The 13,666-nt window shown below is 65.9% G+C and carries 12 protein-coding genes and 1 pseudogene; 5 read left to right on the top strand and 8 right to left on the bottom strand.

Annotation, left to right across the window (positions count from 1 at the left end):
- Positions 1-5: 5 nt before the first annotated feature.
- Genes arsC through arsH form a run of 3 tightly spaced genes read left to right on the top strand, consistent with a single transcriptional unit; the run spans position 6 to position 2,484 of the window.
- Complete coding sequence (arsC, locus tag LLW23_RS09325) at positions 6-434, top strand: arsenate reductase (glutaredoxin) (RefSeq protein ID WP_228944900.1); 429 nt, start codon at positions 6-8, stop codon at positions 432-434.
- Positions 434-1,717 carry an arsenic transporter gene (locus LLW23_RS09320; RefSeq protein WP_228944898.1) on the top strand — a complete coding sequence of 428 codons (1,284 nt, stop codon included), beginning with the start codon at positions 434-436 and terminating at the stop codon, positions 1,715-1,717. The genes arsC and LLW23_RS09320 overlap by 1 nt, the downstream gene beginning before the upstream one ends.
- Positions 1,717-2,484, top strand: a complete 768-nt coding sequence (gene arsH / locus LLW23_RS09315; protein ID WP_228944896.1) for an arsenical resistance protein ArsH — start codon at positions 1,717-1,719, stop codon at positions 2,482-2,484. Before LLW23_RS09320 ends, arsH begins: the two co-directional genes overlap by 1 nt.
- A gap of 29 nt (positions 2,485-2,513) precedes the next feature.
- Here arsH and LLW23_RS09310 read toward each other — a convergent pair whose 3' ends face one another.
- Positions 2,514-3,995, bottom strand: a complete 1,482-nt coding sequence (locus LLW23_RS09310; protein ID WP_228944894.1) for a helix-turn-helix transcriptional regulator — start codon at positions 3,993-3,995, stop codon at positions 2,514-2,516.
- A 158-nt stretch (positions 3,996-4,153) separates the two neighbouring features.
- On the opposite strand from LLW23_RS09310, the gene LLW23_RS09305 reads away from it, so the two are divergent.
- Both LLW23_RS09305 and LLW23_RS09300 read left to right on the top strand, forming a co-directional pair.
- Positions 4,154-4,423, top strand: coding sequence for a GlsB/YeaQ/YmgE family stress response membrane protein (locus LLW23_RS09305; RefSeq protein WP_228944892.1), 270 nt, complete (start codon positions 4,154-4,156; stop codon positions 4,421-4,423).
- A 145-nt stretch (positions 4,424-4,568) separates the two neighbouring features.
- Positions 4,569-5,824 (top strand): annotated as a pseudogene (locus tag LLW23_RS09300) (DUF2254 domain-containing protein).
- Between the two features lie 32 nt (positions 5,825-5,856).
- Here LLW23_RS09300 and LLW23_RS09295 read toward each other — a convergent pair.
- From LLW23_RS09295 to LLW23_RS09265, 7 genes are all read right to left on the bottom strand, one after another.
- The gene (locus LLW23_RS09295) at positions 5,857-7,428 is read right to left on the bottom strand and encodes a DUF389 domain-containing protein (RefSeq protein WP_228944890.1); all 1,572 of its coding nucleotides are present in this window, start codon (positions 7,426-7,428) and stop codon (positions 5,857-5,859) included.
- 75 nt (positions 7,429-7,503) lie between these two features.
- The gene (locus LLW23_RS09290; protein ID WP_228944889.1) at positions 7,504-7,917 is read right to left on the bottom strand and encodes a Na+/H+ antiporter subunit G; all 414 of its coding nucleotides are present in this window, start codon (positions 7,915-7,917) and stop codon (positions 7,504-7,506) included.
- Positions 7,914-8,183, bottom strand: a complete 270-nt coding sequence (locus LLW23_RS09285; RefSeq protein WP_228944887.1) for a K+/H+ antiporter subunit F — start codon at positions 8,181-8,183, stop codon at positions 7,914-7,916. The genes LLW23_RS09290 and LLW23_RS09285 overlap by 4 nt, the downstream gene beginning before the upstream one ends.
- Positions 8,180-8,671 (bottom strand): Na+/H+ antiporter subunit E, encoded by a 492-nt coding sequence (locus LLW23_RS09280; protein WP_228944885.1) that lies wholly within the window; start codon positions 8,669-8,671, stop codon positions 8,180-8,182. Before LLW23_RS09280 ends, LLW23_RS09285 begins: the two co-directional genes overlap by 4 nt.
- Positions 8,668-10,188 carry a monovalent cation/H+ antiporter subunit D gene (locus LLW23_RS09275; protein WP_228944883.1) on the bottom strand — a complete coding sequence of 507 codons (1,521 nt, stop codon included), beginning with the start codon at positions 10,186-10,188 and terminating at the stop codon, positions 8,668-8,670. The genes LLW23_RS09280 and LLW23_RS09275 overlap by 4 nt, the downstream gene beginning before the upstream one ends.
- Complete coding sequence (locus LLW23_RS09270; protein WP_228944881.1) at positions 10,185-10,553, bottom strand: Na+/H+ antiporter subunit C; 369 nt, start codon at positions 10,551-10,553, stop codon at positions 10,185-10,187. Before LLW23_RS09270 ends, LLW23_RS09275 begins: the two co-directional genes overlap by 4 nt.
- Positions 10,550-13,375 carry a monovalent cation/H+ antiporter subunit A gene (locus LLW23_RS09265; RefSeq protein ID WP_228944879.1) on the bottom strand — a complete coding sequence of 942 codons (2,826 nt, stop codon included), beginning with the start codon at positions 13,373-13,375 and terminating at the stop codon, positions 10,550-10,552. The genes LLW23_RS09270 and LLW23_RS09265 overlap by 4 nt, the downstream gene beginning before the upstream one ends.
- Positions 13,376-13,666 lie beyond the last annotated feature (291 nt).

Genomic DNA, 13,666 nt, shown 5'->3' with positions numbered 1-13,666 from the left:
GTGCCGTGACCGTCGATATCGTGATCTACCACAATCCGGCCTGCGGCACGTCGCGCAATACGCTCGGCCTGATCCGCAATGCCGGCATCGAACCGCACGTTGTCGAATATCTGAAAACGCCGCCGTCGCGCGCGCTGCTGGCCCAGTTGATCGAGCGCGCCGGCATCGCCCCCCGCGATCTGCTGCGCGAGAAGGGTACGCCCTACGCCGAGCTTGGTTTGGCCGACGCCGCGCTGTCCGACGATGCGCTGCTCGACGCGATGATGGCGCACCCGATCCTCATCAATCGCCCGCTCGTCGTCTCGCCGCTCGGGGTGAAGCTTTGCCGTCCGTCCGAGGCCGTGCTCGATCTGCTGCCCGAGCCGCAACAGGGCGCGTTCGCCAAGGAAGACGGTGAGCAGGTGGTGGACGCCTCGGGCCAGCGCATCGCCTGATGTTGCTCGCGTTCGCCATCTTCGTCGTCACCATCGCGCTCGTCATCTGGCAGCCGCGGGGGCTCGGCATCGGCTGGAGCGCGATCGGCGGGGCAGTCGTGGCGCTGCTTGTCGGGGTGGTCTCGCTGTCGGACGTGCCGGTGGTGTGGGGCATCGTCTGGAACGCGACGGCGACGTTCGTCGCGATCATCATCGTCAGCCTGCTGCTGGACGAGGCGGGGTTCTTCGAATGGGCGGCGCTCCACGTTGCGCGTTGGGGCGGCGGGCATGGGCGGCGGCTGTTCGTGCTGATCGTGCTGCTGGGCGCGGCGGTGTCGGCGCTGTTCGCCAATGACGGCGCGGCGCTGATCCTGACGCCGATCGTCATCGCGATGCTGCGCGCGCTGGGATACAAGGACAAGGCAACGCTCGCGTTCGTGATGGCGGCAGGGTTCGTCGCCGACACGGCCAGCCTGCCGCTGATCGTGTCGAACCTCGTCAACATCGTGTCGGCCGACTTCTTCCGGATCGGCTTTGCCGATTATGCCGCGGTGATGCTGCCGGTCGATCTGGCCTCGATCGCCGCGACGCTTATCGTGCTGTTGCTGTTCTTCCGGCGCGACATACCGGCGAGCTACGACGTGGCGCACCTGCGCGCTCCGGCCGCAGCGATCCGCGACGCTGCCACGTTCAAGGCCGGCTGGGTCGTCCTCGCCGCCCTGCTCGCCGGCTTCTTCCTGCTCGAACCGATCGGCGTGCCCGTCAGCGCCGTCGCCGCGACCGGTGCTGCGCTGTTGCTCGTCGTCGCGGGGCGCGGGCGCGTCATCGAAACGCGCAAGGTGCTGTCCGGCGCGCCGTGGCAAATCGTGTTGTTCTCGCTGGGCATGTACCTCGTCGTCTACGGCCTGCGGAACGCCGGGCTGACCGACTATCTCGCCGCGCTGCTCGATCGCACCGCGCAGGGCGGCGTATGGGGCGCGGCGTTCGGCACCGGGATCATCGCGGCCTTGCTGTCTTCGGTGATGAACAACATGCCGACCGTGCTGATCGGGGCGTTGTCGATCGACGCGACCCAGGCCACGGGCGCGGTGAGGGAAGCGATGATCTACGCCAATGTGATCGGCTGTGATCTTGGCCCGAAGATCACCCCGATCGGCTCGCTCGCCACATTGCTGTGGCTGCACGTCCTGGGGCAGAAGGGCATCCGCATCGGCTGGGGGTATTACTTCAGGGTCGGTGCGACGCTGACGGTCCCCGTTTTGTTGGTGACGCTTGCCGCGCTCGCCCTAAGGCTCAGTCTGTAATGCCGCTTCGCCCGCTTATCGATCCCGACCATCTGCCCGCACTTGATCGACGCTACGCGCTTCACCGTCCAGCGCTCGGGTTGGGCGCAGCCGACCCGCCGCCGCGCATCCTGCTGCTCTACGGCTCGCTGCGGGAACGGTCCTATTCGCGCCTCTGCATCGAGGAAGCAGCCCGCCTGCTGCAGTTCTTCGGCTGCGAAACCCGCATTTTCGATCCGTCCACGCTGCCGCTGCCCGATCAGGTGAGCGGCGACGATCACCCCGCCGTCCACGAACTGCGCCAATTATCTTTGTGGTCCGAAGGGCATGTGTGGTGCAGCCCCGAACGCCATGGCCAGATCACTGGCATCATGAAGCTTCAAATCGATCACTTGCCGCTCGCGATGGGCGGGATGCGCCCGACGCAGGGCCGCACGCTCGCGGTGATGCAGGTTTCGGCCGGGTCGCAATCGTTCAACAGCGTGAACACGTTGCGCGTGCTCGGCCGCTGGATGCGGATGGTGACGATCCCGAACCAGTCGAGCGTCGCCAAGGCATTCGAGGAGTTCGACGACGCGGGCCGGATGAAGCCGTCAAGTTACTACGACCGGATCGTCGACGTGATGGAGGAACTGGTGCGCTTCACGATCCTGCTGCGTCCACACACCGCGCAGCTGGTCGATCGTTATTCCGAACGGAAGGCGGCAAACGCGCCCATCGATGCGGCCAACGACCTGTCGAGCATCGCTACTGCGCCCCAGCCTGGGCGCTCGACCGACAGCAAGTAACAGCCACCTTCGCGATTGGCAGCCGGCCGCTACGAAGCGGCGCCTGGATCACGCCTCGTGCCCATCCCCCGCTCGCGGCCCCAGATCACCGCGCCGCTACGACGGTTCACGCCGATCTTGGCGTACAGCCGCGCGACGTGGTTGCGCACCGTATTACGCGATAGCGCCAACCGCTCCGCAATCGCGCCGTCGTCCAGATCATCGCAGATCAGTTCGAGGATCTCGCGTTCCCGCGGGCTCAGCCCAACCGCCGGCGCGCGAGCCTCGGGTCGGCGAAGCGTCGCCAGCTTGTCGAGGATCGAATGGCTGAGCCAATTGGTGTCCTTCATCACCGCTTCGATCGCGTCGGCAAGTTCACGCTCGGTCTGCTTGCGCTCGGTGATGTCCTGAAAGGCCCAGAGCACGCACGGCGTGCCGTCCACGCTGATCGCCTCCGCTGAGACGAGGCAATCGATCTCTGCGCCTGCTGTCGACAGGATTCTGCCATCGCCGTCGCGGATACCGCCCTGTTCGGCGAGCATCCGTTCGAGCGCTTCATGCTGTTTGGCGCCATCCCACAGCTTCAATTCATCGGCTGTCTGCCCAACGGCCGCGCCATCGTGGCCGGTCAGCTGCCGGAAGGCGGCATTGATCGCCGATATCCGGTGATCGGCGTTGCGCGTGACCATCATCGCGACGGGGGCCATCTCGAAGATCGCCAGAAGATGCTGCTCGTTGGCCGCTAATGCCTTTTCGGCCTGTCGCCGCGGCTCGAGGTCCGCGAAGGTGAAGAGGAGCGCGTCTTCAGCGGTGACGTCGATCGGCTGGGCGGCGAACAGCACAAGCCGCCTCGATCCGTCGGCGACGCGCAACTCGGCTTCGGTCTGCGACACGACCTCCCCGTTTTCGATGTGTCGCCGGAACGCGCGCAGGTCGGCAAGCCCGTGGAGCAGGTCGAGGCCGAACAGCGTCTTGTCGAGCAAGTCATCCGCGGCAAACCCGGTTAACGTGCTGAACCCCGGGTTCACCTGAACGATGCGCTGATCGTGCAAGCGCACTACGATCGCAGGCGCGGGGTTGGCGTTGAACATCGCCTTGAACCGCACCTCGGCATCGAACCGCTGCGACACGTCGGTGATGACGAGCGCCAGATAATCGGCCTCGCCGCCATCGACATTCATCACGACATCACGGACCTGATGGACCCACCGTACCTCGCCGTCACTCGCGGGTGCGACCTCGACGATCAGGTCGGGAAAGCTTTCTCCCGCGAGCAGGCGGAATAACGGATAGTCGCGATGCTTCATCGCGCGATGATCGCCCGTGCGCAGCAGGAAGCGCTGCGCATAGCCTTCGGCCGTCCCGCCGAGCTGCTCGACGTGTTGGACGCCGTGCATCCGAAGCGCTGACTCGTTGGCGCTCAGGATCGTCCCGGCCGGGTCGATCAGGATCACGCCATCGAGCAACTGCGCCATCAATTGCTGCAGATGGCCGAGCGTGAGCTGGCCTTGGCTCGAAAGCATGTCAGACATTGAGGCCAAGCGCCTGACGCGGCCAGGCGTTCCAAGGCCCGATACCAATCCGTCTAGTGCATCAGCACCAACGGTAGCTCTGGGCCGCAAGCGCCGATCTGAACATTCGAGCGGCTCCGCTGGTTTAGACTTCAAGCAAACACGCGAAAGGAAAAACCATGGGCCTCATCGTCCTTCTTATTGTCGGCGGCCTCATCGGCTGGGTCGCAAGCATGATTATGCGCACCGATGGCCAACAAGGCATCATTCTGAACGTCGTCGTCGGCATTGTTGGCGCATTGCTCGCCGGCTTCATCGTGACGCCACTCATCGGCGGCGCGCCGATCACGAGCGGCGCGATCTCTATCCAGTCGGTGCTGGTGTCGCTGCTCGGCGCGATCGTGCTGCTCGCGATCATCAATCTCTTTCGCCGCGGTTCGCTGCGCTAATCGAAAGAGCTGGTACTGGGTCGGCAATGCTGCCGGCCCAGTATTTTCTACCTGACCCACACCATGCTGCCAGAAGCCGGCCATGCAGTCGCAGTGGGCGGCAATCTGATGTAGAGCTACCCCCGATTACGGCCGGGAACATGCATTGACGGGTAGCTATCTGGCCGGGCGCAGCCTTTTCATCATTCGACAGATAACCAAGCGCATCTGGTTCCGCGCGTCGCTCTTCAGCATCGCAGCGGTCCTGACGGCGCTGCTGGCGGCGTGGATCGCCCCGTTCATCCCTTACGAACTCAGTCTGCGGGTGGGTGGCAAGGCGGTCGACAACATCCTGTCGATCCTGGCATCGAGCATGCTCGCGGTAACAACCTTTGCCCTGTCCGCCTCGGTGACTGCCTATAGCGCAGCGACGAGCACCGTGACCCCCCGTGCGACGCATTGCTTGTCGATGACCGGTTCACGCAAAACGCGCTTTCGACGTTTGTCGGGACATTTCTGTTCAGCATCGTCGGCATCATCGCGTTGACGACGGGACTGTACGGCGCCGAAGGACGCGTCGTCCTGTTCTTCGCCACGATCGTGATCGTGGTCGTCATCGTCATCACCCTACTGCGCTGGATCCAGCATCTGTCGAGCTTCGGGCGCGTGCGGGACACGGTCGAACGAGTGGAAAAGGTCGCCCGCGAGGCGATGGAGGCATGGGCGCAGGCGCCTCATCTCGGCGCGCAGCCGCCGGTCACCATTCCGAACACCGCCACCGCGGGTTTCACCACCAAGTCGGGCTATATAGTCCACATCGATGCATCGGCGTTGGCGCAGCTTGCCGAGCGCCACAACCTCACGATCCATATCGCACCGCTTCCCGGCGCGTTCGTTTTCCCCGAGCGCGCGCTCGTACACATCGTCGGCGAGGTCGGCGATGACTGCCGGAAAGAGATCGTCGATGCCTTCACGATCCAGTCGGACCGCGACTTCGAGCAGGACCCGCGCTTCGGCTTGATCGTCCTATCGGAGATTGCATCCCGGGCATTATCACCCGCAGTGAACGATCCGGGGACCGCGATCCGTGTCCTGGGCGCGGGCCAGCGCGTGTTGTTCGCGCTGGCCGACAACGAGCGCGGATCCGACGCCGGTGTTCACGAGCGGGTCCATGCGCCAGGGCTCAGGATCGAAGAGCTGTTCGACGACTTTTTCCGGCCTATAGCACGCGACGGCGCCGGCAATATCGAGGTGCAATTGCGCTTGCGGGCGACCTTGGCTGCACTCGCGACGCATGCGCCAGGACTGTTCGAATCATCGGCAAGACACCATGCCGCAGCGGCATTGACGCGCGCCGAGGCAGCCATGACTTTCGACGACGATCTTGCCATCCTTCGTACCGCGGCGGCGGGCACCCTCTGATCGAATACTGGCGTCCGGAAGCTGCCGGGGCGTCAGTTGCCCGAGCTGCCGGTCGCGTTCGACAGGGTAGTAATGAGTGCGAACCGCTGGCCGGCTGCTGGCGCCGAAACCGCTGCCAACCCTTGCGTCTGCAGCAAGGCCGCAATCGCGAGTGCCCGGCGCTCGTTGAGCGCGGGTCGGTCGGGGACGGTTCCTTGCGGTAAGCCGGGGACGCCAAGCGCGGGCATGTTCCACCGGCGCGCAGCCCATGCGGACGTCAACACTGCCGCACGCGCCGCATCGTCCAGAATGTCCACGTTGTCGGCGAAGGCGATGATCGGCAGCGGCACCTGCGGGGGAACGATCGCCACATCCCAGCCATCGGCCTCCTCGGTCGCTCGCGCCTCCAGCGTGCGGTAGGTCGCAATCGTCGCGCCCGGCAGCACGCGTGCCGCGGCCGTCGCGCGACGATGATCGCGGTCGATCGTCACGTCGTCCGCGGCAATGCCGGTGATGAGTGCGATCATCGCCGCCAGCTTGCCCAACCGCGCCGCCTCGGCTGCGCCGCTCTCGCCGGCCTGACGCAATTCCTCGCGCTGCGCGTCGATCGCGCCGGCGCCCGCCTCCAGCACGATCTGGTCGAGGTCGAGGCGAACGGGCCGGCCGAGTGTTTCGCCCAGCGCCGCCTGAACGGCCTGCGTCTTCTGCATCGCGCCACGCGGCGTAATGACGACCGCCCGGACCACCAGCGGGGTCGACGCGAAATCGAGGTCGAGCTGAGTCACGCGCGCATCCTCGCCATACCGCTCTCCAAGCATCGATCGAACCTGCGAGACCGCTACCGCCTCGCGCCCGATCCGGTTCAAGGATATGCCGAGCGGCACCGACATGATTACGAAGACCAGGATCAAGCCGATCGACTGCGCCCAGCTCTGCCGACGCGACAGATGATGGCCGAAGCCGTAGAAGCGCGCCATCACCGTCGCGGACAGCGCGATGGTGACGAAGTTGGTGACGAACAGCGCGAACGCCCCAGTCGCGACGGGAACGTTGCGCGTGGCGATACCGTAGCCGACAACCGCCAGCGGCGGCATCAAGGCAGTCGCGATCGCCACCCCGACGATCGTCTCGCCCCGGCCGCGGATGATGGCGAAACTGCCCGCGAGCGCCGCGAACAGCGCCACGGCAAGGTCAAACAGGCTCGGCCGCGTCCGCGCGACGATTTCGGCCGTGGGGGCCTGTAATGGCGAGATCGTCACGATCAGCGCGGTGAACGCGACCGCTGCGGCAGCGCCGAGCGCCAGGGCCTTGAGCGAACGGCGCAGCTCCGCCGAATCGAACAGCGCCAGGCTGAACCCGAAGCCGAGGATTGGACTCATCAATGGCGAGATCAGCATCGCGCCGATCACGACGGCCGGCGACGACAGCAGCAATCCGAGAACTGCAATCCCTGCCGACATCATGATCATGAACGCGTAGCGCGGTGACCACCCGCTTTCCTCCACGATGCGGGCGACCACCGCTTCGTGATCGACCGGCGCGACGATCGATCGGCGCCACCAGCGGTATAGCGCAAGGTGATCGAGGCGTTGCCGCGCTTGGGTGACAGCGGGGGCGTCAGTCATCCGACCGGGCTATGACTCAACCAACACCGGTATGTCACCCCCCGGGGGACGATCGCAGCGCGCGACGCGATGGCATCAGGTACTCGCGGTGGAAGAGGGCGTGTCCTTCTGTGGTTCCTCGAACGTCGCCCAATCGCCCCCCTCAGGGGGACTCGGCGGTGCCCCCGCGATGCTGGTCGGCTCCTTGATCGCGCCGGTATGCACCCGGTGCAGGTGCACCTTGGCGATCATGTTCGCCGAGATCGGCGCGGTGATGAACAGGAACAGCGAGATCAGCAGCTCATGCGCGGTCCAGATGCCGAGCCGCGCCTGGAAATACACCACCGACGCGAGCAACAGCGCGCCCAGCCCCAGCGTCGTCGCCTTCGTCGGGCCGTGCAACCGCTCCATCGTCGAGGGCAGCCGCACCAGCCCCCAGCTGCCGATCAGGACGAAGCCGGCGCCAAGCAGCACGAGGCCAGCGATGAGAGCATCGACGAGCGCGCTCATTCGACGATGTCCCCGCGCAGGATGAACTTGCAATACGCGATCGTGCTGACGAACCCGACCATCGCCAGCAGCAGCGCGGCCTCGAAATAGGTGTCGCCGCCGCTCAACATCCCGATCAGCACGATCAGCGCGATCACGTTGATCACCATCGTGTCGAGCGCGACGATGCGATCGCCCAGCGCCGGCCCCTTCAGCAGTCGCCAGCCATTGAACAGCAACGCCAGCGCAACCTCGACCGACGCGATCTGGAGCGACAGTTCGATCATATGAAAACCTGCTGAAGCCGCGCCTCGTAGCGCGCCTTGATACGCGCGATCTCGGCGGCTTCGTCAGTCACATCGAGCGCATGGACGAGCAGATAGCGTCCGTCCGCCGACACGTCGGACGATACCGTCCCGGGCGTCAGGCTGATCGTTCCCGCCAGCATCGTCACCGCCTCGGGCGTGGTCAGCTCGATCGGGATGACGAGCCAGCGCGATCGCAAATCCCGGTTGCGTCGGAACAGGATCAGCCAAGCAACCTGGAAGTTCGCCACGAGAACATCGAACAGCACCACCGCAAGATACGCAATCAGCGCACGCCCGAAGCGGATCCGCGGACGATCGGGCCAGAACGGCTGGGTGAACTTGGGCAGGATCACGCCCAGGATCGTGCCGACCACGAACCCGCCGACGGTGATGGTATTGGCCATCAACAGCCATACGACGAGCAGCATCGCCGACAGCGCGGGATGCGGCAACAACCACCGTATCATCGCCCCTCTTCCAGCACTGCGCTCAGATAACGCTGAGGCGCGAACAATTGCGCCGCCGTCGCCTGTGCCTGTGCGGTTGCCCAACCGGCCCCGAGCGTCAGCAACGCAAGCGCCGCCAGCAGTGCGCATGGGGCGATCAGCTCCGCGCGCGACCTGTCCGGGCAGACCACGGCATCGCCCTCGGGCGCATCCTTCCAGAAGACCGCGCTGCCACTGCGCGCAAAGCCGATCACGCCGAACAGCGTCGTCCCCAGCACGGTCGCCCAGATCAGCGGCCATGCCGCGGTCGTGGCAACCGTCTGAAGCACGAACAGCTTGCCGACGAAGCCCGACAGCGGCGGCAGGCCGACGGTTGCCACGGTCGCGCCGAGAAACAGCAGCGCGGTCGCTTGCTGCTCGGCGAAGCGCGGGCTGGCGACCACCGCATCGCCATATTGCCCGCGGCGACGCAGCGTGACGTCCGCCACCAGGAACAGCGCCGCCCCCGCCAGCGTCGAATGGACGAGGTAGAACAGGCCAGCAGCAGTCGTCGCCTGCGTCCAGCACGATATCGCCAGCAGCAGCGTGCCGGTCGATCCGAGCAGCGCAAACGCCGCTTGTTCCCGCATCGCGCGCGCGCCCAGCACGCCGAGGAAGCCGATGGTCGCGGTCAGCACCGCGGCAGGCATCAGCCACGGATCGGGCACCCACGCCGCGGCGCCTGCGCCATCGTTGAAGATCAGCGGCACGGTGCGCAGCATCGCATAGACGCCCACCTTCGTCATGATCGCAAACAATGCCGCCACGACTGGCGTGGTCGCGGCATAGGTGCGCGGCAGCCACAGATGCAACGGCGCCACCGCAGCCTTCAGCGCGAACACCGTCAGCAGCAGCAACCCGGCCATGCGCACCAGCCCCTGATCCGCCGCGCCGAGTGCCGCGACCCGCCGTGCGAGATCCGCCATGTTGAGTGTGCCGGTCAGACCGTACAGCAGCCCGAGCGCGATCAGGAACAGCGCCGATCCGACGATATTGACGATGACGTAGCCGACCCCGGCCTTCAGCCGCGCCGCGCCCTGGCCGTGCAGCATCAATCCGTACGAGGCGATTAGCAGCACCTCGAAGAACACGAATAGGTTGAACAGATCGCCCGTCAGGAACGCGCCGTTCAGGCCGAGTAGCTGGAAATGGAACATCGGATGGAAATGCCACCCCTTGCGATCCACCGCCGTGATGATGGCATGGACCATGACGATCATCGCCAGCGCCGCCGCCAGCACCAGCATCATCGCCGACAGGCGATCGTGCACCAGCACGATGCCATACGGGGCGACCCAGCCACCCAGCGCATAGACGCGAATCGCATCGTCCTGCGCGATGCCGAACAGCGCGAGCGCGGCGACAAGCATCGCCATGCAACCTGCCAGCGAAATGGCGACGCCGACCCGCCGCCGTCGCCGCATCACCAGCAGCGCGAGCGGCGCTGCGATCGCCGGTATCACGATCGGCGCGATGACTAGGTGATCGAGCGCGGTCATGGCGCCGGCTCGTCGCGTAGCTGGTCGCTGGGCGCATCTACCACGCCGTCCACCTGGTCGGACCCGGTTTCGAGGAAGCTGCGCAGCGACAGGATCACCACCAATGCCGTCATGCCGAAGGTGATGACGATCGCCGTCAACGCCAGCGCTTGCGGCAGCGGATCGGCGTGAGCGACCACGTCCTTGGCGTAGAGCGGCGGCCGATCGACGATCAATCGCCCGACGGCGAACAGGAACAGGTTCACCGCATAGGACAGCAACGTCAGCCCGAGCACCACCTGGAACGTGCGGCCACGCAGCGCGAGATAGACCCCGCCCGCGGTCAGCACGGCGATCGCGCTGGCGATCAGGAACTCGAGGCTCATCGCGCGCCCTCCGCCTCGTTTCGCTCGCCGGACTTCGCGGCACGCTGTGCGACGTGGCTGAGCTGCGCCAATGCCATCATCACCGCGCCCAGTACGACGAAGACCACGCCCAGGTCGAAGAACATCGCGGTCGCCAGCTCGAACGTGCCGATCAGCGGCAGCGTGAAATAGCCGAAGCTGCTCGACAGAAACGATGCCCCGAACACAAGCGACCCGAGCCCGGTCGCGACGGCGGTCAGCACGCCATAAGCGATCAGCGGATGCTCGCCGATCTTTCGCCGCTCGTCGGTCCAGTCGAAGCCGGACGCCAGATATTGCAGCAGGATCGCGATGGCGAAGACGAGTGCGGCGATGAATCCGCCGCCCGGCTGGTTATGTCCGCGCAGGAAGATGTAGATGCCGACGAGCAGTGCCAGCGGCAGCAGCAGGCGCGTTGCCATCACGAACATCATCGGGTGTCGCTCGGGCGAATGCGGCATGTCCTCGCGCCATTCGCGCAGCCGGCGACCCGCAACACCGCGCGCGGCGGGCTCGAGCAGCGCGAAGATCGCCAGCCCCGCGATGCCCAGCACGATGATCTCGCCCATCGTGTCGAAGGCGCGGAAATCGACCAGCGTGACGTTCACGACATTCGTGCCGCCACCGCCTGAATAACTGTTGGCCCAGTGATAGGCGGAAACCGAATCGAGCACCTCGCGCGTCATGATCGCCCAGGCCGCCCATCCCGTGCCCAGCCCCGCGGCGATCCCGAGCGCGCCGTCGCGCGTGCGGCGCGGCAGGCTCGACAAGCGCTGCGGCAGCTTGGGCATCAGGTGCAACGCCAGCAGCAGCAGCAGGATCGTCACCACCTCGACCGCGATCTGCGTCAGCGCGAGATCGGGCGCGGACAAATGGACGAACGCCAGCGCAATAACGAGGCCAATGACGCTGATGAACACCAGCGCGAGGAAGCGTTGCCGCTGCGTCACGACGACGGTCAGTGTCGCCGCAACCAGCGCGAACCAAGCGACGATCGCGACCGGTGAGGCGGGCTGCGTCGGCCGGCCGCCCGCCCGCAACCCGCCGCGCGTCCATGCCGCCTCGATGCCCAGCGCCACCGCGACGGCGAACAGCACGAACAGATAGCGTTGGAGCGATGCGGCATGCACGGCAAGCGACGCCCATCGCGTGGTCGCCACGATCGCTTCCATTGCCGTGTCGAACATCCGCCTGGCGTCGAGCGTAGCCTTGCCCGCGAACACCGCTGCGACGCCATCGTACCGCCACACCAGCAGCGCCCCCACCGCCACCGCGGCGATGCTCATCATCAGCGCTGGATTGATGCCGTGCCACAGCGCAAGGCTTAGCGTCGGCGCAGCGCTGCCCGTAACCGCGGCCGTGGCAGCCGCGACGAGCGGGCCGGCGAGCGTCATCGGCAGCAATCCCAGCGCAAGCGCGACGCCGACCAGCACGATCGATGGCCCAACCATCGCCATGCCGGGATCGTGTGGGGCTGCGACTTCTCCGGTAAGTCTCGCGCCGAAGAACAGCTTCACCGCATATCGCAGCGAATAGGCGGCGGACAGCATCGCGGCGAGCGTCGCCAGCAGCGGCACCAGCAAATCCTGCCCGGCAAAGGCGGTGTGAACGCTTTCCTCGAGCATCATCTCCTTGGAAATGAACCCGCCCAGTGGCGGCAACCCCGCCATCGCCGCCGCTGCCAGCGTCCCCAGCGTGGCAGTGATTGGCATCAACGCGGCCAGCCCGCCCAGTCGCCGGATGTCGCGCGTTCCCGTCTCGTGATCGACGATCCCGGCGTTCATGAACAAGGCGGCCTTGAACGCCGCATGATTGAGGATGTGGAACACAGCCGCCGCCGCGGCGGCGGCGGTGCCGAAACCGAGCAGCATCACCATCAGCCCCAGCTGGCTGATCGTCGAATAGGCAAGGATCGCCTTCAGATCATCACGGAACAGCGCGACGCCCGCCCCGAAGATCATCGTGACAAGGCCAGTGGCAGTGACGAGGTAGAACCATTCCTCGCTTCCCGCGAACACCGGCCACAGCCGCGCCAGCAGGAAAACGCCCGCCTTCACCATCGTCGCCGAATGGAGGTAAGCGCTCACCGGCGTCGGCGCGGCCATCGCGTGCGGCAGCCAGAAGTGGAACGGGAATTGCGCCGATTTGGTGAACGCGCCGAGCAGCACCAGCACGAGCATCGCCGGAAACATCGGCGACGCGCGGACCACGTCGCCCCGCTCGAGGATGGTCGCCAGTTCGTACGAGCCAGCCGCCTGCCCCAGCAGTACCATGCCGCCGATCAGCGCCAGCCCGCCGCCGCCGGTCACCGCCAGCGCCATGCGCGCGCCCTGCCGGGCGTCGGCGCGTTCGCGCCAGAAGCCGATCAGCAGGAACGACGACAGGCTGGTCATCTCCCAGAAGACGAGCATCAGCAGCACGTTGTTCGACAAGGCAATGCCGACCATCGCGCCCTGGAACAGCATCAGAAACGACAGAAAACGCCCCGTCGCTTCGTCCTTCGCAAGATACCCTTGCGCGTAGATCACGACCAACAGCCCGATGCCCAGGATCAACCCGGCAAACAGCAGCCCGAGCGGATCGAGCCACAGGCTGAGATCGAGCCCGAGCGCCGGCACCCACGCGGTCTGCGCGGTGATCGGCGTCCCGGCGAGCACTGTCGGTGCTGCACTCAGCAGCAAGGCCAACCCGCCCGCGCTCGCGCCCGCGGCAATCGCAACATGCACGCGCCGACCCCTGTCGCGACACAGCGCCAGCAGCAGCGCCGCCGCAAAGGGCAGCATCGTCAGGACAGCGAGGATCATCCGGTAAGGTTCCTGGAGGCCAAGTCCGACGAGGGCTCATGGCAGGATGCGTTGCCTCGGTCGACCGAAAGCGGGCCGCCGACGCGGCACAGGCTGGTGGCAAGCCTGCAAAACAGCGGTTCTGACAATCTTCGCAACATATCGAAATCTGCGGGACATGTGGGTTTCTCACAACGCTCCAAGAGGCGGGCGCACGAGATTCCTGCGCGCACGCACCGGGAGCCGACGGCTGCCCGGGGTGACATTGGTAATTGTTTTGAACACTTCGTTTGCTCGTCCGCGGTTCGCGGC

The organism is Sphingomonas radiodurans (assembly GCF_020866845.1).
GTDB classification, from domain to species: Bacteria; Pseudomonadota; Alphaproteobacteria; order Sphingomonadales; family Sphingomonadaceae; genus Sphingomonas; species Sphingomonas radiodurans.
Note: the sequence above shows the minus strand (reverse complement) of the source record. Positions and strands in the feature narration are given on the sequence as shown.